The sequence below is a fragment of the Streptomyces sp. NPDC057877 genome, assembly GCF_042796855.1.
Taxonomy (GTDB): domain Bacteria; phylum Actinomycetota; class Actinomycetes; order Streptomycetales; family Streptomycetaceae; genus Streptomyces.
This window is the reverse complement of the sequence record NZ_JBHVMS010000001.1, coordinates 335,745-355,060: the sequence shown is the minus strand read 5'-3', so window position 1 is coordinate 355,060 and position 19,316 is coordinate 335,745. Positions and strand designations below refer to the sequence as shown.

Genomic DNA, 19,316 nt, shown 5'->3' with positions numbered 1-19,316 from the left:
ACTCGCGGGCACTGCAGCGCGATCCTTTGTCCGGCAGAGACCTGCCCGTCGGCGATCCTCCCTGTTCTACTGACCTCGTGTCGGCTGTGGCCGCATCAGACGAGTGCGGCGCACAGGCCACGGTGAAGCCTCCGACCCCATAAGGAGCCCGCATGGCAACACGTATCAGCCGTCGCACCGTTCTGGCCGTCGGCGCGGGAGCCGCCGGGCTGTCCCTCCCCGGCGTCGCCGCGTACGCCGCCGACCGCACGCCCGCCACCGTCAGATTCACCCTGAACGCCCAAGTGCTCGACGGCGGCGAACAGGTCACCTCGATCACCCTCGAGACCGCCCGGCTCGGCCCGATCGACCCGGCCAGCCTGACCAGCGCGACCTTTGGCGTGCACGCCAAAGGCACCAGGCCGTTCCCCGCCGCCCCCGACGACGACAGGGTCAGCGACTACGACCTCGACCGCGCGGTGACCGCTGCTCGGCTCGACCGCAACGGCAACATCGTGCTCGAACTGGGCCACGGGGAAGGCCAGATCGGGGGGAGCACGCTCAGCTACCTCGCGGACGAGGGCCGCAACGTGATGCTCGACCTCACCTACACCCTCACTCAGCACGCCCCGATCGTCTTGCGCAATCACCGAACCGTCGTCATCGAGAAGTTCGTGCAGAACCCCCGGCTCTCGGACCCTGAGGTGGACGCGTTCGGCGCCCACGTCTCCGGCTCAGGAATGAAGTACCGGCTGTACTCACCCACCGATGTCCACTCCCCCCGGCGCGACAGGCGTCCGCTGATCGTCTGGCTGCACGGCGGGGGCGAGGGCGCCTCACTGCCCAACAACTACTACGACAACGAGACCACGCTACGGGCCAACCGCGGAGCCCTCGGCTTCGCCACCCCCGAGGCGCAGCGCATCTTCGGCGGCGCCTACGTCCTCGCCCCGCAGAGCACCTCCTATTGGATGGAGGACGGCCCCCGCTTCGCCCCCCTCATCCACGAGATCATCGGCGAGGTAGTCCGCAGGCACCGCATCGACCGCGACCGGATCTACGTCGCCGGGTGCAGCAACGGCGGTTACATGAGCATGAAGATGACCACCGTCTATCCCACCCTGTTCGCCGCATCCGTACCGATCTGCGGCATCGTCACCGCCTTCCCGCCCGGAGGAGCCCCGCTGCTCCCCGACAGTGAGCTGGCCCGGATCACCACCCCCAGCTGGCTCGTCACCTCCGGCGACGACACCGTCGTGGACTCGCAGGCCAACACCGTCCACGCGCACGAGGTGATCCGCGGATCGCTGATGACGCTGTACGACCACGTCATCTGGAACGGCTACCGGTTCAACGGCCACTTCTCGTGGATCTACGTCGCCCGCAACGACCCCAGCATCGACGGAACGCACATCTGGCAGTGGATGGCCGCCCAGCGTCGGCACTGAGAGGGCCGCGGTCGTCAAGGCGGCGCTCGAACTGTGTGACACGCAGGGGGATTCGGCGGGTGCGATCACCCCCTCGGCCCTTGCGGCACAAGCGCACCGTGCCGCAAGGGCCGTCCTCGGCGTTCCGGGGCTGCCAGCCCTCCTCCGGACCCGCTCCTCGAAAACGGCCCGTGAGACAGTCGGGCACGGCTCACCGATCGTCACCGAGGAGATGGATCCATGAGAGAGTTGCCCGCCGCCACCGGGCGTGATGAGTTCGATGCCCTGGTCGTCAGAACCGACTACCTCGACGACCAGGCGTGGCAGGATGTGGCGGCTGCGCTGATGGAACCCTGGGGAGACAGGCAGTACGAGGCACGCGTCCACTTCCTCGACGATCCGGCCTGGGCAGGGGCGACCGTTGACGAGGTGCTGACTGCGGTCCGCGGCGACGACAACCTGGCCGTTGTCTTTCTCGCCGACCGTACAACCACGCAGGCCGAGAGCCACCCGCTGCTGGCGGCCACGACGCGGACGGGGGAGGAGTGCGTGGATGAAGAGGACTACGAACGGCTGACCGAGTTCGGTCGCGACTTCCGCACCATCCCCGCAGGGCTCCACGATGTCCACGCGAACCTGAGCATCGACAACTCGGGCTTCGAGGAGTACGCGGCATGGGCTCACGATGATCCCGAGGGGATCTACCGGTCCTTCTGGACGGTCTCACGAAACTGCGGACAGACCCAATTACGCGACCGTCGACAGACCTGGGGCCACCGGTGAAGTCGAGGGCCGACACGGCTTTGACCACCGTACCCACGCGGCAGGCACCGGCACCTGCACCTGCACCTGGACGCTGAACATCCCCCGCTCTGCTGCAACCCGGACCACCTGGAAGCCGTGCCGAAGAAGGAAGCTCCGCGGCGCAGGGACTGGGAGAGCGCCAGGGGAACCAACGCCGCGCAGACGCCTTCTGCGGCCGGATGCGGGGCGATGGACTCGGTGAAGACGGCTGTGGTGGAGATGGCTCAGCGTCCCGCCTCCCGGTGCAGTCTCCACGCCTTCTCGCGCAAGTCCGCGTCGAGGAGCAGGTCCGCGGCCGTGCAGGCCAGCGCGCCGGTGACGGCGACGAGCACGTCGCGGGCCCGCGGGGAGGCGGCTGCCGCGGCGAACTCGGGGGTGTGGTCGGACCCGTCGTTCGCGATGGCGACGAAGGGATGGATGGCAGGCACGCGTGTACTGACGTTGCCGATGTCCGACGATCCCAGGTAGACGCCCGGCGCGGGCGGCGTCAGCTCGATCCCCGCCGCGGACAGGTGTCCGGCGAACGTCTCGGACAGCGGGCCGCTGTCACGGAAGTGCTCGTAGCGGAGCGTGCCCCGTTCCACCTCGGCCCGGGTGCCCGTGGCGTGGGCGACGCCCTCGGCGGCGGCGCGCAACTGCCCGGTCAGGTGCTCCAACGCCTCGTTCGTTGCCGCGCGCAGGCCGAACAGCCCTTCCGCGTACTCCGGGACGATGTTGGTCGCCGTGCCCCCGTCGGTGACGATCCCCTGGATGTGGGAGGCTGCTGGCAGACGCCTGCCCAGGGCGGTCAGGACGTTGAACAGCTCGACCAGCGCCAAGAGAGCGTCGACGCCCTCGGTCGGGTTGCCGGTGGGATGCGCGGCGCGGCCGTGGAAGGCCACCCGGTGCTGCACCTGTGCGGTCAGCGGCGCCCGCGTCCAGTCGTACACGCCAGGGTGGAACATCAGCGCGGCGTCGACGTCGTCGAATACGCCAGCCTCCACCTCCAGGACCTTTCCGCCCCCGCCCTCCTCGGCCGGCGTCCCGACCGCCATGACGCGCCCGGCCGAGGCGTCCAGCACCGTGTCCAGCGCGAGCGTCGCTCCCAGACCGGCGGCTGCGATGAGGTTGTGTCCGCAGGCGTGGCCGAGACCCGGCAGGGCGTCGTACTCCAGCAGCAGTGCCACGGCGGGACGCCCCCGGCCCGAGCGGGCGGTGAACGCGGTGGGCATCCCGGCCGTCCCGCGCTCGACCTCGAAACCGGCGCTCTCCAGCGCGCCCGTCAGCAGCGCCGCGGCGTGGTGCTCGGAGAAGGCGTGCTCGGGACGGGCGTGCAACTCGCGGGCGACCTCCCACAACTGATCCGCCCGTTTCGCGACCTCTGCGCGCAGCCTGTCGTGGATGTCGGCATGCGTGTCGTCGTCGGAAGGCGTACGAGCCATCTGGCCTCCTCGGATCAAGGTGCGCGGTCGTCGGTCTTCGCGCCGTGCACCACCGGGTGCCGTCAACCGGGCTTCGCGACACTTCCGGGTTTCGACCGGGGAACCGGTGCAACACGTCCGGTGTGCTCTCGGACGACGCGGAGCGCAGTCGCCGCGCCGAAAACGGCCGGGTGGAGGATGACCGCTGGGAGGAACGATGGATCACTCGCGGGTACCCGTGCTGGAGGCGCTCGAGGAGTTCCGGCGTCGTGGGGACGTGGTCTTCGGTCCGCCGGGGCACAAGCAGGGCCGAGGCGTGGACCCGCGGGTCGCGGACATCGTCGGGCTGGACGTGTTCCGGTCGGACGTACTGTCCCTCAACGGATTGGACGACCGCCGTCAGTCCCAGAACGTGCTCGGCCAGGCCCAGGAACTGATGGCCGACGCGGTAGGGGCCGAGCGGGCGTTCTTCTCCACCTGTGGCAGCTCACTGTCGGTCAAGACCGCCATGCTGGCCGTGGCCGGTCCCGGCGAGAAACTGCTGCTGTCCCGCAACGCGCACAAGTCGGTGATCGCGGCCGTCGTCGTCAACGGTGTGGAGCCGATCTGGGTGCACCCGAAGTTCGACGCCGGGCGGCACCTGGTGCACCCGCCGGAGCCCGACGACGTCCGGCGCAGCCTTCAGGAGCACCCGGATGCCAAGGGCATGCTGCTGATCACTCCCACCGACTGGGGCACCTGTGCGGACGTGGCGGGCGTGGCCCGGGTCTGCCACGAGTACGACGTCCCGCTGATCGTCGACGAGGCGTGGGGGGCCCACCTTCCGTTCCATCCCGGGCTACCGGCCTGGGGCATGGACGCCGAGGCCGACCTGGTGGTCACCAGCGTCCACAAGATGGGCGGGGCCATCGAGCAGAGCTCCGTCTTCCACCTCCAGTACGACCGGGTGTCGCCGGAGGTCCTCAAGCAGCGGGAGGACCTGTTGGGCACCACCAGTGCCTCCTCCCTGGTCTACGCGACCCTCGACGGCTGGCGCCGTCAGATGGTCGAACACGGACACGATCTCCTGGACGCTGCGCTGCACCGCGCGGAGCGCATCCGGTCGGCCGTCGGCGATCTGCCCGGCCTGCGGCCCATGGGCGGGGAGGTCGTCGAGGAAGGGTTCGCCGCCGCGTTCGACCCGCTGAAGATGGTGATCGACGTACGGGAACTGGGCATCAGCGGCATGCAGGCGGCCGAATGGCTGCGGGCGAACCGGCAGGTGGACGTCGGCGGCTCCGACACCTGCCGGATCAGCGCGTCCCTCACGCACGCCGACGACGACGAGACCGAGAAGGTCCTGCTGGACGCCCTGCGCGCGCTGGTCGAGGGCGCCGACTCCATCGAGAAGCAGCCGCCGGTGCGCCTGCCCGAGCCCTCGTCCCTGGAACTGGAGCAGGCGATGCTGCCGCGGGAGGCGTTCTTCGCCCCGGTGGAGCACGTGCCCGTCGAGCGGTCCGCGGGACGGATCGCCGCGGAGATGATCAGCCCGTACCCGCCGGGGGTGCCCGTCGTCGCTCCCGGTGAAGTCATCACCGACGAGGTGATGGACTACCTGCGCAGCGGTGTCGAGCACGGGGTCCTGATCCCGGACGCGGCCGACCCTTCGCTCAAGACGCTCCGTGTGGTGGCGCGGGACTGACGACGGTTGATCGCACGCGGCGCCCGCCCACCCACCCGGCCGTGCGAAAGATGTGGTCCCGGCGGGGCCCGGCTCGGTGGGCGCAGGCGACGCAGTCCTCGATGCAGCGGGCGAACTCGCCACGGTCCACACCGCCCAGGTCGGCGGGGTGAGTGGCGAGCATGTCCCGGATCGCGGCGTTCAAGCGGACCTCCAGTGAGTGCGGTGGGGGTCCGGAGCGGGGCGGACCCCGACCCTTGACGCGTAGCACCGGACGCCTCTGGACGACCCCGCCCGGGCGCGAAGACTCCCGGGGCGGCAGGCCCTCGCCGTCGGAGAGAGGGCCCGGAGAGGGTGTTACCCGACCTCGCCCAGGGCGCGGCGGTGACTGCAGTAGGCTGACGGCGGCAGTGTGTTCCGGGCTTCCCGTCTTCCTCAGCCACCAGCAGGCCCAGGCCCCTCTCGACGAGGGCGACGGACGGACGCGGGCAGTCCCCTCTTGAGGGGAATAGACCGTGGCAGCGTACGAGGACCCGGCCCGCGTACTGACCGCCCTGACCCGGGCCAGTCACCTGTCGACGTTCGAGGACCTGCCCACCCTGGTGGCCTCCCACGCCACCCGGGCGGGCCTGGGGCGGGTCGCCATCTTCCTGGCCGACCTGCAGCAGGACGTGCTGCGTGAACTGACCGGCCACGGTCCGGACGCCGGGCACGGGGGCGAGGAGCTGCGCATCGACGCCACCCTCGCGGGCAGGGCCTTCCAGCGGGGTCTGGGCGGTGCCGTGTCCGACGGCCGAGGACGGCACTGGGTGCCGGTACTGGACGGCACCGAGCGTCTGGGCGTCCTGCGGGTGGATGCCGTGCCGACCGGGGGAGCGGACGGGAAGGCGAGGGAGGATCTGGCCTCCCTGCTGGGCCTGCTGCTGGTGTCCAAGCGCGCTTACAGCGACTCCTACGCCCGGCTTTCCCGCACCCGGCCCATGAGCCCCTCGGCTGAGATGCAGTGGACCCTGATGCCGCCGCAGGTGTTCTCGAACGGCAGGGTGACGATCGCTGCGGTCATGGAACCGGCCTACGAGACGGCAGGTGACGCCTTCGACTACGCGCTGGCCGGTCAAACCGCCCGTCTGGCCCTGTTCGACGCCATGGGACACGACACCGCCGCCGGGCTGACGGCGAACCTGGCCGTCGCCACCTGCCGCAGCCACCGCCGTAGGGGCGCCAGCCTCGCCGAGACCGGCGCCGCCATCGAAGCGGCGCTCATGGAGCAGTTCCACCGTGACCGCTACGCCACCGGCGTCATCGCCGACCTCGACCTCGGCACCGGACAACTGAGCTGGGTCAACTACGGTCACCCGCCACCGGTGCTGATTCGGGGTGGCCGCTGGACCACCATCCTGAAGTGCCCGCCCACGCACCCTTTGGGCACCGATCTCGGCCTGACCCACACCGTCTGCCGGGAACAGCTGGAACCCGGTGACCGGCTGCTGTTCCACACCGACGGCATCACCGAAGCCCGCGACGCCAAGGGACGGCTGTTCGGACTCGACCGCTTCGTCGACTTCCTCGTACGCCACCACGCGGACGAGGTCTCGCTTCCCGAAACCCTGCGCCGCCTGGTCCACTCGGTTCTCGACTACCACGACGGCGTGCTGGACGACGACGCCACTGTCCTGTGCTGCGCATGGCACGGTCCTGGGGGCCAGGGCGCCGCCGTGTGAGCAGCCGCCCGGTGCCAGTGTGTCGGCAACCGGCGGCGGGGGGCGGTGACCGGGGAGTAGCGTGGGAGTTCGAAGGCCATGCCGTACCGCTCGCAAACCGTGCCGGTCGGTGGCCACACCGGAGATGTTCCCCTGCGGTCTGGAGGCCGTCGGCCCTGGTGGCAGATCGAACCGACCGACTTGCGACCGGGATTCGGCGCCCGGATCACCGCGAAGGGACAACCAGATGAACGCCGAGGGCCCGTACGACAGCGGTCACATCACCCAGTGGCTGCTGGAAACCGAGTCCTTGGAGGCATTCCTCCAGACGCTGGCCGACGCCGCCCTGGAACTGGTCCCCTGTGAAGGCATCGGAGTGACGCTGGAGCGGGACGGCCGCCCCCTCACGGTGGTCAGCGCGGGGATCGCGGCGCCCAAACTCGATGAGAAGCAGTACGGTCAGGACGACGGCCCCTGCCTGCAGGCCCTGCGCAGCGGCAAAGAGATCACCGTGGGCGACATGCTGGACGAGACCCGGTGGGGCGACTATCCCGCCTATGCCGCCTCCTGCGGTGTCCGCTCCTCCTTCTCCCTGCCGATCGCTCCGCACACCGACACCGCGGGCGCGCTCAATCTCTACGCCGACCCGCCCGAAGCGTTCGCCGACGCGGACCTCGCGGCTCTGCGTGCCCTGGCCGCTCAGGCGACCGAGGGTATCGCCCTGTCTCAGCGGATCAGTAACGCCCAGGAGTTGGCCGACCAGATGGCGACCGCCATGCGGTCGCGCAGCGTCATCGACCAAGCGCTCGGCATCATCATGGGCCAGCGCCGCTGCACCGCCGACGAAGCGTTCGGCATCCTGCGTTCCGCCTCCCAGCACCGCAATGTCAAACTCCGGGACGTGTGCGCCCAGTTGGTCGCCAGCGTCAGCGGGCGCCCTCCCGTGGACCCTGCCTTCAGGCGCCGCAGCTGAAAGAGGCCCGGGAGGGAGGGGGAGGGCGTCAGTTCCGGCCGAGGGCCTTGGCGAGCCGGTCCTTGGTGCTGTCGGTGCCGCGGATCGGCAGGGCGCCGACCTCGGGGTTCTGGTCATGGACTCCCGGTGTGCCACCCCCCGCACGCGGGTCGAGGGGCGGCGGTTGAACGGATGCGACTTGTGTTGCCGAGTGCCAGGGCTGGTAACGGGCCCTTTCCCGATCATCGTGTGCGCGCAGCCCGCGAGTGACGGTCGTACGACCGTCCTCCAAGGCGTGACACAGGGCGCGGCGGTTACCCGTCCGTCATGACTGACACACGGCCACTCGCCCTGATCACCGGCGCATCCAGCGGAATCGGCCGTGAACTGGCCCGGCAGTTCACGCACCACGGCTACGACCTGGTGCTGAACGCCGAGGACGAGGCGTTGGAGTCCGCCGCCCAGGACCTGCGGGAGGCGGGCGCGGAGGTCCGCGCCGTGCGCGCCGATCTCCGGACCGGCGAGGGACGCTTCCGCCTTCTCGACGCGCTTGACGGACTGACCGTCGACGTCGCCGTCCTCAACGCCGGTGTGGGCCGGGGCGGCGCCTTCGTGGACACCGACCTCGCCGACGATCAGGAGGTCATCGACCTCAACGTCACCGCGACCGTGCGGCTGGCCAAGCCGCTCCTGCGGGCGATGGCGGCGCGAGGAGCGGGTCGGCTCGCCTTCACCTCGTCCGTCGCCTCGACGATGCCCGGCTCCTTCCAGCCCGTCTACAACGCCTCCAAGTCGTTCGTGCAGTCCTTCGCCCAGGCACTGGCGGAGGAGGTGCGGGACACCGGCGTGACCGTGACCGCCTTCATGCCGGGTCCGACGGATACGGCCTTCTTCGAACGGGCGGGCATGGCGGACGACACCCGGATGGGCACCATGGAGAAGGACCCCCCGGCACAGGTGGCCGAGCAGGCGTTCGAAGCGATCGTGGCGGGTGAGACGAAGGCCGTGACCGGGTCCTTGAAGACCAAGGCACTGGGGCTGGCGGGGAAGGTGCTGCCCGACGGGGTCAAGGCGGCGGCCCACCGGCGGCTGGCGGAACCGGGAACCGGCAAGGCCCCCGAGCAGCCGTCCTGAGTGGCTGGCGTCCTGAGGTGGCGGGCGTCCTGAGGTGGCGGGCGGGCGTCGCCGCGCACGTCCGGGGTATCTGGTCCGTCGGCACCGGGCCCCCGGACTCCGTTGCCCGACGACGGGAGCGCACCACCCTCTGACGGGTGCGGAGGGCGCCGTCTGCGGTACGGGGCGCTCGGACCGGCGTACCGCGGGCCGGTCCGAGGAAGAACCGCAGACGGGAGGCTCGGCCGCTCGGCGGTGCGCGGCTCACGCGGGCGTCGGCGTGCGCTCGCTCGTCGTCCGCACGTTCCGTACGGCGAAGCCGCTGCGCACTCGCGCCGGGATGCGCCGCAGGGAGATCCTCAGGTCCTGGTCGGGGGCGGTGTAGTCGAGATCGGCAAGACGGAGGGCGAGAGCCTCAAGCAGCCCGATGGTCAGTCCCTCCCCGGGGCAGCGGTGACCGGTGCGTGGCTCGCCGCCGCCCTGCGGGACCAGCTCGTCACGCTCGACCGGGTGCTCGAGGAACCGCTCGGGGCGGAAGACGAACGGGTCACCCCACAGCTCCTCGTCGTGGTTCTGGCCGAAGACGTCGAGCAGCACCATCCCACCGGCTGGCAGCGAGACTCCCCGCCAGGCCAGATCGCGGACGGCCAGGCCGCCGAGGAACGGCACGAACGGGTAGAAGCGGCGCACCTCGTGCACGAACGCGGCGGCGTAGGCGGTGCCGCCGCCGCGCAGCCGCTCGCGCTGGTTGGGCTGCAGATGCAGGGCGTGCGCCGCGTAGGCGACGAACCAGCAGACCGCGACGGTGGGGCGGACGACGTTCAGCAGCTCGACCGCGGCCGTGTGCGGGTGGAGCAGTTCGCCGTCGGCCTCGCGGTGCTCGCACACGGCGGCGAGCACCGATCCGTCAGGGGCGACGGCCTCACCGGCGCGCACGTCCTCGACGAGCTGGGTGAAGCGCTGCTCCTGGCGGCTCCGGGCACGTCGTGCTCGCCAGTGCCGTGGCCCGGCGGTGGCGAAGCCGTCGACCATGGCGACGAGGTCGCGGGCGAGGTCCTTCGCCTCTTCGGTGTCCTCGTCGAGTGGAACGCCCGCCCACCGGCACACGCCGCGGGTGAGCACCACGCTCGCCGCGTCGAACAGCACGGTCTGCCCGGCCCCGCCCCACTGCCGGACCTCGTCGTCCCACACGGCCGTCACGTGTTCGACGAGGCTGGCGATCCGGTCGGGGTGCAGCAGCGGAAGGAAGAACTCCTTGCGGGCGCGGTGAGCTTCGCCGTCGAGCGTGTGGACGGCGTCATGACCGAACAGGGTGCTCAGCACAGGCCCCGGCAGGGCGCCGCCGCGGCGTACGTTCCCTTCGGCGTAGAAGAACCGCACCGCTTCCGGCCCGCGCAGGACGAGCGTCGGCTTGCCCAGCACCCGGGTGCGGGCCACGCCGTCGGTGCGTTCCCGCAGCACACCGGGCAACCAGGAGTAGCCCCGGACGAGAGCTGGCAGGGAACGGTCGATCAAGGGCGTGGTCGGCATCTGCATGGCCACCGGGTGCCCCCGCCCGCAGCCGGGACACATGACGGCCGGTGGGTGAGGAGTGCACCGTGAGAGGAGTGCACCGTGAGAGGAGCGCACAGTGAGAGTGAGAGGAGCGCACCGTGAGAGGCCGCGTGGCGTAGGTCGGCCCACGGTCCACCAGGGCGGCAGCGGGCGCGCGCCGTACGTGGCCGCCGGTCCGAGCCCTCGCCGGAAACGTTAGGCAGCACACACAAGGGGTACCGATGTCGCGCGGCGGGTCGGGTAACGCGGGCCGCACTGAACGCTGGGAGGCGGGCGTGGACTCATCGGTGGACCGGATCGCGCAGCCCTGGGGGGCCCGGACCCCCTACGGACGGCACGAGCCGTGGCCCGCACGGGTGGACACCTACCTGGCAGAAGGCGTTGCCCCGGAACAGGTGGACCGATGGGTGCAGACCGCGTCGATCCTCCACTCGGACGGGGACGCCATGGACGTCGCCGTCGTGGACGGGCGCATGGCCGGGGTGCGCGGCCGGGCCCAGGACCGGGTCAACCGCGGCCGGTTAGGGCCCAAGGACCTCTTCGCCTGGCAGGCCAACGCCTCCTCCGACCGTCTCACCAGGCCGCTCGTCCGCCGCGAGGGCCGTCTCGTGGAGTGCGACTGGAACACCGCGATGGGGGAGATCGTCACCCGCTCACGGAAGCTGCTGGACGAACGCGGTCCGGGATCGATCGGCTTCTACACCAGCGGACAGCTCTTTCTGGAGGAGTACTACACCCTCGCCGTCCTGGCCCGCGCCGGGATCGGCACCCCTCACCTGGACGGCAACACCCGCCTGTGCACCGCCACCGCCGCCGAGGCGCTCAAGGAGACCTTCGGCTGCGACGGACAGCCCGGCTGCTACGACGACATCGACCACGCCGACGTCATCGCTCTCTTCGGGCACAACCTGGCCGAGACCCAGCCCGTGCAGTGGATGCGTGTCCTGGACCGGCTGGCGGGCGGTGACCCACCTCGCCTGGTATGTGTCGACCCGCGCCCCACCCAGGTGGCCCGCAGGGCGGCCGTGCACCTCACCCCGCGCCTCGGTACGAACCTCGCCCTGCTCAACGCCCTCCTGCACGAGATCATCCGCGTCGACCGGATCGATCACGACTACGTCGCGGCCCACACGGTCGGCTTCGAGGAACTCGCCGCCCGGGTGGAGAAGTGCACCCCGGCATGGGCGGCCGACATCTGTGACGTACCCGCCGCCCGGATCGGTGAGGCCGCAGAGGTCCTCGGGACGGCGGACCGGCTGCTCTCCACGGTGCTGCAAGGCGTCTACCAGTCCCACCAGGCCACCGCCGCCGCCGTCCAGATCAACAACCTCCACCTGATCCGCGGCATGCTCGGCCGCCCCGGCGCCGGAGTCCTCCAGATGAACGGCCAGCCCACCGCCCAGAACACCCGTGAGTGCGGAGCCAACGGCGACCTGCCCGGCTTCCGCAACTGGCAGAACGACAGCCACGTCGCCGACCTGGCACGCGTGTGGAACGTCGACCCGAAGACCATCCCGCACTACGCGCCCCCCACCCACGCGATGCAGATGTTCCGCTACGCCGAGCAGGGCTCCATCCGCATGTTGTGGATCAGCGGCACCAACCCGGCCGTGTCCCTGCCCGAGCTGGCCCGGATCCGCTCGGTCCTCAAGCAGGAACGCCTCTTCACGGTCGTACAGGATCTGTTCCTGACCGAGACCGCGCAACTGGCCGACGTGGTGCTGCCAGCGGCGACCTGGGGTGAGAAGACCGGGACCTTCACCAACGCCGACCGCACGGTGCACCTGTCCGACAAGGCCGTCGAACCGCCCGGCGAGGCCAGGCCGGACCTGGACATCTTCCTCGACTACGCCGCACGGATGAACTTCCGCGACAAGGACGGCGGACCGCTGATCACCTGGCACGACCCCGAGTCGGCGTTCGAGGCGTGGAAACGGTGCAGCGACGGCCGCCCCTGCGACTACACCGGTCTCACCTACGGCAAGCTGCGCGGCGGCAGCGGCATCCAATGGCCGTGCAACGACCAGGTCCCCGACGGCACCGAGCGCCTCTACACCGACGGCATCAGCTGGGCGCACCCCGACGTGAGCGAGTCCTACGGCAAGGACCTGGTGACCGGCGCGGCCCAGGAGGCCGTCGAGTACCGCTCCCTCAACCCCGACGGCAAGGCCATGCTCAAAGCGGCCGACTACGTTCCGCCGCACGAGACGCCCGACGAGGACCACCCGTTCCAGTTGACCACCGGCCGGACGATCTACCACTTCCACACCCGCACCAAGACCGCGCGAGCAGCCCAGCTGAACGCGGCGGCCCCCGACGTGTGGGTCGAGGCTTCCGTCTCCGACGCGGCCACGCTCGGACTCGGCGAAGGCGACCTGGTGGAGGTCAGCACCCCACGCGGCGCCCTGCGCGGACGGCTACGCGTCACCGACATCCGCCCCGGGCTGATCTTCGTACCCTTCCACTACGGCTACTGGGACACCGAAACCGGACACGCCCCCGACCATGGCGCCCCCGGACGAGCCGCGAACGAGACCACCATCACCGACTGGGACCCGGTCTCCAAACAACCCCTGTTCAAAACCGCCGCGGCCGCGCTGCGCCTCGTGGAACGCGGTGACGGCGGCAGCGCTGCCGCCCCGACGACCACCGCGTCCGCCCCGGCGTCGGTCTCCGGCGCCCAGGCCGTACCCGCCACGGCCGGAGGCCGGTCCGCCCACGTGACCCAGACGCCCGACCCCACATGGGACGGCCTTCGAAAGGACGCCCGGTGAACGGCATCACCCTCACCCTGAGGGTCCTCCACCATGGCGAGAAGCACCTGACCAGGCACCTGACGGCCGTGGCCGAGCGCCACCACGCCGAGCACGAGGTCCACCACGTCGCCCTGGACCTCGCCGACTGGTCCCGCACCCACGTCCAGCGCCTGGCCGACACCGCCGGTCACTACGACCTGGACCTCGGCGAGCGCGCACACAGGCGTCTCCCGCACCTGCTGTCCACGCTCACGGAGAGGACATCCGAAGCGGTGGCCCACCGCCCCGAACCCGGCCTGCTGCTCCTGCGTGACCTGCGCGAGCTGCACCTCGCCGCCACGGAGAACTCCCTGCACTGGGAGATGCTCGCCCAGGCCGCGCAGGCCACGAAGAACGACGGGCTGCTCGCCCTGGTGTCCGCGTGCCACCCCGAGACCCTGCGGCAGATGCGCTGGACCAACACCATGATCAAGAACTTGGCCCCGCAGATCCTGTCTACTCCGCTCGTGTCTACTCCGCTCCTGTCTACTCCGTCCCTGTCTACTCCACCTGCTTCCTCATGACACCCCACCAAGGTGTGCCAGGGCAGGTCGTGAGAGGCCGAGCCGAGCCGACTCGGCTCGCCGGGTCCCTGGGCGTCACCCAGCTGTCGAAGTCCCAGGTCAGCGCGATGGCCAGGCCTGTCCAGACCGGCGGACGGGGCGGCGTCACGCGGGGACGCTGAGGGGCGGGTGTTCGAGCACGCGGGGCTTGTACTCGACCAGTTGGATGCGGCCGTCGAAGGTGCGGTGGTCGGTCATCTCGAGGGCGACGTCCGGGTAGCCGTCGTAGATGCGTTCCTCGCCCGTGGCGCCGGTGATCACCGGGAACATCACGACCCGGAAGCGGTCGACGAGTCCGGCTCGTAGCAGGGACCGGGACAGGCTGAGGCTGCCGATCGTGCTGAGGAGGCCCGAGCCGCTCGACTTCATGGCGCGGACCGTCTCGACGGCGTCGTCGCGGACGAGTGTGCAGTTGGCCCACGTCAGTGGCTCCTCGAGGGAGGAGGAGAACACCACCTTGGACGCTTGCGTCAGCTCGTCGACGGACGCTTCCTCTTCGGGCCTGAACTCGTCTTGGCCGCTTGGGACCTCGCCCGCGGCGAAGCCCGACATCAGGCGGTAGGTGTTCGCGCCCATCAGGTAGGTGGCCTTGGGCTGCTCGCCGAGCCATGCGAGGTACTCCGGGCCCTCGAGGCCCCAGAACCCGGGCCATCCCTCTCCCGACGCGTAGCCGTCGAGGGAGGTGATGAAGTCGACGAGGAGTTCCGACATGGCGGTGTCCTTTCGTGGGGTGTCACGAGCTTGGACCGGCCGGGAGTCGGAAACTCATCGGCCGCGCCGTGAACCAACCAGGAAATCCGCCGACGCCGTAGCCAATCAGGTCGGCGGGGCGGCACCGCTTTTGAGGGCCCGGAGCCCTGGATGGTTGCGCTATGCATGCAGTTGCTGGTGATCACTACGCGCTTGGGAACGGTGGTGTGCGTGCTGTCGAGGATCGGGTGGACAGGCGAGCCGTCCGGCCGGGCAGCGCGGATCGACTCGCGGCACGAGGGCGGCGCGTGCTCCCGTTGCCCCCGCGAGGTCTGCCCGTGGGGGTGCCAGCGTGGTGGCGGGGATGTCCGGCCGGTCAGCCGGGCAGCACTCGCCAGCCGGTGTACACCGTTGGGGCGACGCTCGTGCCCTGGGTTGACTGCGACAGGGAGCAGTTTCCGCCAGGAAGGTCGCTGTAGGACGTGTAGCTGTTGAGGGTGTAGTTCACGCTGTACGCCTCGACGCCGTACTGGCCGATGACCCGGCCGTGCGCGGGGACGGGCGCGCTGGCCGAGACGCCGGTCGTGGTTGTCGTGCTCGTCGTGATGCTCGCGCTGACGCTGGTGGTCAGTTTCTGGAACAGGGTGGAGGAGACGCCGACGGTGAAGGTGAGGCCGTAAGTCCTCGACACCGAGGATGTGAAGGTGGCGGTGGCCACGCTGTCGGTGTGGTTGCTGACCGAGCGCTCCTCGGCGACCAGGAACGTGGGCTGCGACGAGTTCACCACGTACTCATCAGCCCCCCAGTAGCTCAGATTCCATTCAGGCCAGCTGTAGTAGGACCAGTTCAGTCCGCTCGGGCAGCTCGTGTCGTTGGCGTGGGCCGTCGACGTGCCGACGGTCAGTGTCGATACCAGGGTGGCCAGTACCGCCCCGACCGCGGCCCGGGATCTGCGGCGCGTGGAGCGGCGCGAGCCGCCCCTGGCCCGCGCATGGTGATCGGTCATCATGCCTCCTCGTCACAGAGCAGAACAGGGGGATGCGCGAAGGAACGCGCTGATCGTCGGGGACGCGGCGGCCGGGAGGCCCCGGGACCGGACGGCGACGGACGGATGACGGGCCTGCGCTGGCTGGGGAGACGGTGGTGTCCGGTGCGCCGGACAGCACCGGACATCCGAACGCCCGCGGACGCGGGAGGTCATGGTGTTCCGTGCGGTCGGGTGAGGAATTTGACGTGTTCGTTTCCGTCATTCTCGGCGCGTTCCGCGCATGCTCGGAGCGATGCCGACCGGCAGCTCGACGCGGGTGGGGGCCGCGCCGCGGAAGAGGGGGAGGGCGGCGTGACGGAAACGGACACACCCGGCGTGCTCCTGGAGGACTTCTGCCACGACCTGCGCTTGTTGTGGAGCCAGGCGGGCGGACCGAGTCTGCGCGTTCTCGGCACGCAGGTGGGACTGGGCAAGAGCCAGGTGGGCGCCATCCTCAGCGGCGACGTCCGGCGGCCGCCGGACTGGGATGTGGTGCGCGGGCTGCTCAACGGCTTCCAGCGGTACGCCCACGCCCACGGACGGATCGCGGAGATGTCCCCGCACACGGGCGTGGACCAGTACTGGCGGCCCCGCCACGCCGTCGTGGAACACGCCTTCAGACAGCGCGGGCGGCACCCCGGACCGGCGGGGGCGAAGGGCGTCGCCGCGTCGCGGACCGCGCCGACGCGTGCGGCGGGGCCTCGCCCACCATCCGGCGCCCCGGTACGTGTGTCCAGATCCGAGGCCCATGCGCCCGGTGCCCGGGCCCGTCCGCGCCCGCTGCCCGAACCGGAAACCGTCCCGCCCATACCCGCCGAACTGCCGCACGCCGTAGCTGGTTTCAGCGGCAGGACCGCCGAACTCGCCGCGCTGGACGCCCTTCTGCCGCTGGACGGTCGCGCGCACTGCGCGCCCGCCACGGTGATCTCCGCGATCGGCGGCAGCGCCGGTGTCGGCAAGACCGCCCTGGCGGTGTACTGGGCACACCGGGTGCGCGAGCGCTTCCCCGATGGCCAACTGTATGTGGACCTGCGAGGCTTCGACCACGACCAGGCGCCGACGCTCCCGCAGACCGCGCTGGGCCACATGGTGCGCAGCCTCGGCGTTGCGCCCGCCGACATCCCCGCGGACCTGAACGAGCTGATACGCGTCTACCGTTCCCGCGTGGCGGACCAACGGCTGCTCCTGGTCCTGGACAACGCGGCCTCCGCCGACCAGGTCCGTCCCCTGTTGCCCGGTAGCCCCTCCTGTCACACCCTCGTCACCAGCCGGAACCGCCTGGGCGGCCTCATCGCCCGCGACGGGGCCGTCCCGTTGGTCCTGGACGTCCTCGATCCCGGGGAAGCCGGTGCGCTGCTGGAAGCGCTCCTCGGCCGGAGACGGATCGCCGCCGAGCCGGACGCGGCCTCGGAACTGGTCCAGCTGTGCGGCTGCCTACCGCTGGCCCTGCGGGTGGCCGCGGCCCACCTCCTGCTCGCTCCCGGCCGCCGCGTCGCCGACCTCGTGGCCGAACTGGCGGCGGGCGACCGCTTGGCCGCCCTGGAACTCGACGACGACCCCGCCTGCACCCCGCGCTCCGCGTTCGCCCTGTCCTACCGGGCGTTGGACGACGGCGCGCGGCAACTGTTCCGCCGACTGAGCCTCGTACCAGGCCCCGACTTCACCGCACCGGCCGCGGCCGCGCTGCTGGCGGTGGCGTGCCCGCGGGCCCAGCGGCTGCTGGAAGCCCTGGCCGCCGCCCACCTGGTCGAGAACCACGGCTCCGGCCGCTACCGCTTCCACGACCTGCTGCGCGAGTACGCCCGTGAACGGGCCGCGCGGGAAGAGACGTCGGCGGAGCGCACGGAAGCGTTCCAACGCCTGGCCGCGTGGTACCTGCGCACGGCCCGGGCCGCCGCCGGGCCGTGGCTGTTCCCCGATGTGCCGCCGGAACTCGTCAGCCCGGCCGAAGCACCGTCCGAGTGGGCTCCGGACGAACAGACGACGAGCACCGTGGCCACGGACGGGCCGACGCCGCGCGACCCGGCGGCGGAAGGGCCGCGAGCCCTGGAGCGGCTGGAAGGCGAGCGCGCGAACCTGCTCGCCGCCGTCGACCACGCAGCGCTCCACGGCTGCCGAGCGGTCTCCTGGCACCTCACCGACGCGATGTACCGGTACTTCTGGTTCTGCCTGCCCCGGTCCGTGTGGCGGGCCACCGCGCGCACCGCCCTGGACGCCGCTGCCGCGGAAGGTGACCTGCGCGGCCAGGCCGCCATGCACATCGCACTCGGCCTGGCGTCCTGGGACATGGCCCGCTACCAGGACGCACGAGACCACTACACGCGTACGCTCGAACTGAGCCGACGAGCCGACTGGCCGATCGGCCAGGGCTGGGCGCACGGCGGCCTGGGCCTGGCGAGCTGGAGCACCGGGCACCTTGACGAGGCCCTGCGGCACTACACCGTCATGCTGCGCATCACCCGCACGCACCGTGACACCGCCGCCGAGTCGACTGTCCTGGCCGCCATCGGCAAGGTCTACCGGGACATGGGCATGCTGGCCGAGGCGGCCGACGTACTGGAGCTGGCGCTGCGCATGAACCCGCGGTTCGAATGGCGCCGTGAGCCGCCCACACTGCCGCGCCAGGCCCTGGGTCTGGTCCGCTGGGAGATGGGCATGCTGCGGGAAGGCCTGGAAGCCCTCGAACAGGTGCTGACCGCCGAGGCACCGGCCGGTTCCCGGGTCGGCCACGCGATGACCCTGGCGACCATCGCCATGATCCACCGCGACCTCGGTCACCACCACACCGCGCTGGAACTCGGGGAACGCGCCCACGCGCTCGTCGAGGACACCGGACGGCTCTCGGTCCGGGCCACCATCCTGAACGGGCTCGCCGCCGCCCACCACGGACTGGGGCGGGACCAGCAGGCGGCCCACCTCCAGCGCCACGCGCTGCTGCTGGCGCGGCGGTCGGGCTACACCCGTGTCCAGGCCGACTCCCTCCTCGGACTCTCCGCCGTCCTGCGCGGACAGCAGCACCGCGCCGAGGCCCGTTCACACGCCGACCAGGCGCTCGATCTGGCCCGGCGCAGCGGATTCCGGGTCGTGGAGGGGCAGGCCCTGACCGAGCTGGCGGAGATCGCCGCCGCCGAGGGCGCGTACCACGCGGCGCTCGCCCACGCCCGCGACGCGCTGGTGGTCCACGGCCGCACCGGCCATCGCCTGGGCGAAGCCCGCGCCCTGGCCGTGTGCAGTCGAACCCTGGACGCTCTTGACGACCCCGCCGCCCCGCACGCCCGCGCCCGGGCCCTGGCCCTGCTGACCGACGTCGGCGCCCCTCCGCCTGACGACCTGCGCGCCACCACAGCCGATCACATCGAACGCTAGACGGACCGCCGTGCGCCTGCGTGAGCGGACGTTCCGTGTCCCGCCGCAGTCGGCCAGAGTCAAGGCGCGCTCACGAGAGGGCAGGTTGTGAGGGCGGTCCGTGGCCGTCCAGCCACTCCATGGGGGTTCGAAGGCGCAGGTCGGCGCCCCCTCGTCGTAGCTGGCTCAGGACGTCGGGTGGCACTGCCTGCTGGGGACCATGTCCTATCCCTTGGCACGCGTCGTGTCCGGGGGTGCACCTTCATCGCGAAGGCGGCAGTCCAAGGAGCGCCCCAACCGGGGGCGG

At 71.0% G+C, this 19,316-nt stretch carries 13 protein-coding genes and 1 pseudogene; 9 read left to right on the top strand and 5 right to left on the bottom strand.

Features of this window, described 5'->3' with window-relative positions; translation table 11 throughout:
* Nucleotides 1-152: 152 nt before the first annotated feature.
* Together ACFVQG_RS01635 and ACFVQG_RS01630 are read left to right on the top strand one after the other, a co-directional pair.
* On the top strand, nt 153-1,427 hold the full coding sequence (locus tag ACFVQG_RS01635; protein WP_383375579.1) for a PHB depolymerase family esterase: 1,275 nt from the start codon (nt 153-155) through the stop codon (nt 1,425-1,427).
* Nucleotides 1,428-1,646: 219 nt separating this feature from the next.
* Nucleotides 1,647-2,189 (top strand): DUF6924 domain-containing protein, encoded by a 543-nt coding sequence (locus tag ACFVQG_RS01630; protein WP_383375577.1) that lies wholly within the window; start codon nt 1,647-1,649, stop codon nt 2,187-2,189.
* A 245-nt stretch (nt 2,190-2,434) separates the two neighbouring features.
* On the opposite strand, the gene ACFVQG_RS01625 is transcribed toward ACFVQG_RS01630, so the two are convergent.
* Nucleotides 2,435-3,631 (bottom strand): amidohydrolase, encoded by a 1,197-nt coding sequence (locus tag ACFVQG_RS01625; protein ID WP_383375575.1) that lies wholly within the window; start codon nt 3,629-3,631, stop codon nt 2,435-2,437.
* 196 nt (nt 3,632-3,827) lie between these two features.
* On the opposite strand from ACFVQG_RS01625, the gene ACFVQG_RS01620 reads away from it, so the two are divergent.
* The gene (locus ACFVQG_RS01620; RefSeq protein WP_383375574.1) at nt 3,828-5,291 is read left to right on the top strand and encodes an aminotransferase class I/II-fold pyridoxal phosphate-dependent enzyme; all 1,464 of its coding nucleotides are present in this window, start codon (nt 3,828-3,830) and stop codon (nt 5,289-5,291) included.
* Nucleotides 5,292-5,370: 79 nt separating this feature from the next.
* Here the strand turns inward: ACFVQG_RS01620 and ACFVQG_RS01615 are convergent.
* Nucleotides 5,371-5,454: pseudogene (locus ACFVQG_RS01615) on the bottom strand (four-helix bundle copper-binding protein); the annotation flags it as partial.
* Between the two features lie 331 nt (nt 5,455-5,785).
* On the opposite strand from ACFVQG_RS01615, the gene ACFVQG_RS01610 reads away from it, so the two are divergent.
* From ACFVQG_RS01610 to ACFVQG_RS01600, 3 genes are all read left to right on the top strand, one after another.
* Complete coding sequence (locus ACFVQG_RS01610; RefSeq protein WP_383375572.1) at nt 5,786-6,991, top strand: PP2C family protein-serine/threonine phosphatase; 1,206 nt, start codon at nt 5,786-5,788, stop codon at nt 6,989-6,991.
* Between the two features lie 226 nt (nt 6,992-7,217).
* Nucleotides 7,218-7,943: an ANTAR domain-containing protein gene (locus ACFVQG_RS01605; protein ID WP_383375570.1), complete on the top strand. Its 726-nt coding sequence runs from the start codon at nt 7,218-7,220 to the stop codon at nt 7,941-7,943.
* Nucleotides 7,944-8,249: 306 nt separating this feature from the next.
* Nucleotides 8,250-9,056 carry an SDR family NAD(P)-dependent oxidoreductase gene (locus ACFVQG_RS01600; protein WP_383375565.1) on the top strand — a complete coding sequence of 269 codons (807 nt, stop codon included), beginning with the start codon at nt 8,250-8,252 and terminating at the stop codon, nt 9,054-9,056.
* A gap of 243 nt (nt 9,057-9,299) precedes the next feature.
* On the opposite strand, the gene ACFVQG_RS01595 is transcribed toward ACFVQG_RS01600, so the two are convergent.
* Nucleotides 9,300-10,571, bottom strand: coding sequence for a cytochrome P450 (locus ACFVQG_RS01595; RefSeq protein ID WP_383375563.1), 1,272 nt, complete (start codon nt 10,569-10,571; stop codon nt 9,300-9,302).
* Between the two features lie 293 nt (nt 10,572-10,864).
* Between ACFVQG_RS01595 and ACFVQG_RS01590 the strand changes: the two genes are divergently transcribed.
* Both ACFVQG_RS01590 and ACFVQG_RS01585 read left to right on the top strand, forming a co-directional pair.
* On the top strand, nt 10,865-13,363 hold the full coding sequence (locus tag ACFVQG_RS01590; RefSeq protein WP_383375560.1) for a molybdopterin oxidoreductase family protein: 2,499 nt from the start codon (nt 10,865-10,867) through the stop codon (nt 13,361-13,363).
* Nucleotides 13,360-13,908 (top strand): hypothetical protein, encoded by a 549-nt coding sequence (locus ACFVQG_RS01585; RefSeq protein WP_383375556.1) that lies wholly within the window; start codon nt 13,360-13,362, stop codon nt 13,906-13,908. The genes ACFVQG_RS01590 and ACFVQG_RS01585 overlap by 4 nt, the downstream gene beginning before the upstream one ends.
* 144 nt (nt 13,909-14,052) lie before the next feature.
* Here ACFVQG_RS01585 and ACFVQG_RS01580 read toward each other — a convergent pair whose 3' ends face one another.
* Together ACFVQG_RS01580 and ACFVQG_RS01575 are read right to left on the bottom strand one after the other, a co-directional pair.
* Complete coding sequence (locus ACFVQG_RS01580; RefSeq protein ID WP_383375553.1) at nt 14,053-14,658, bottom strand: dihydrofolate reductase family protein; 606 nt, start codon at nt 14,656-14,658, stop codon at nt 14,053-14,055.
* A gap of 355 nt (nt 14,659-15,013) precedes the next feature.
* Nucleotides 15,014-15,646, bottom strand: a complete 633-nt coding sequence (locus ACFVQG_RS01575; protein WP_383375551.1) for a hypothetical protein — start codon at nt 15,644-15,646, stop codon at nt 15,014-15,016.
* A gap of 330 nt (nt 15,647-15,976) precedes the next feature.
* Between ACFVQG_RS01575 and ACFVQG_RS01570 the strand changes: the two genes are divergently transcribed.
* A complete protein-coding gene (locus ACFVQG_RS01570) occupies nt 15,977-19,030 on the top strand; it encodes an ATP-binding protein (protein WP_383375549.1) in 3,054 nt (1,017 codons plus the stop codon).
* Nucleotides 19,031-19,316: the final 286 nt, after the last annotated feature.

Bases quoted from the DNA above. Each gene is read 5' to 3' on its own strand.
- ACFVQG_RS01605 (WP_383375570.1), top strand. From the start codon at position 7,218: ATGAACGCCGAGGGCCCGTACGACAGCGGTCACATCACCCAGTGGCTG.
- ACFVQG_RS01600 (WP_383375565.1), top strand. From the start codon at position 8,250: ATGACTGACACACGGCCACTCGCCCTGATCACCGGCGCATCCAGCGGA.
- ACFVQG_RS01625 (WP_383375575.1), bottom strand. From the start codon at position 3,631: ATGGCTCGTACGCCTTCCGACGACGACACGCATGCCGACATCCACGAC.
- ACFVQG_RS01630 (WP_383375577.1), top strand. From the start codon at position 1,647: ATGAGAGAGTTGCCCGCCGCCACCGGGCGTGATGAGTTCGATGCCCTG.
- ACFVQG_RS01580 (WP_383375553.1), bottom strand. From the start codon at position 14,658: ATGTCGGAACTCCTCGTCGACTTCATCACCTCCCTCGACGGCTACGCG.
- ACFVQG_RS01620 (WP_383375574.1), top strand. From the start codon at position 3,828: ATGGATCACTCGCGGGTACCCGTGCTGGAGGCGCTCGAGGAGTTCCGG.
- ACFVQG_RS01575 (WP_383375551.1), bottom strand. From the start codon at position 15,646: ATGATGACCGATCACCATGCGCGGGCCAGGGGCGGCTCGCGCCGCTCC.
- ACFVQG_RS01635 (WP_383375579.1), top strand. From the start codon at position 153: ATGGCAACACGTATCAGCCGTCGCACCGTTCTGGCCGTCGGCGCGGGA.
- ACFVQG_RS01595 (WP_383375563.1), bottom strand. From the start codon at position 10,571: ATGCAGATGCCGACCACGCCCTTGATCGACCGTTCCCTGCCAGCTCTC.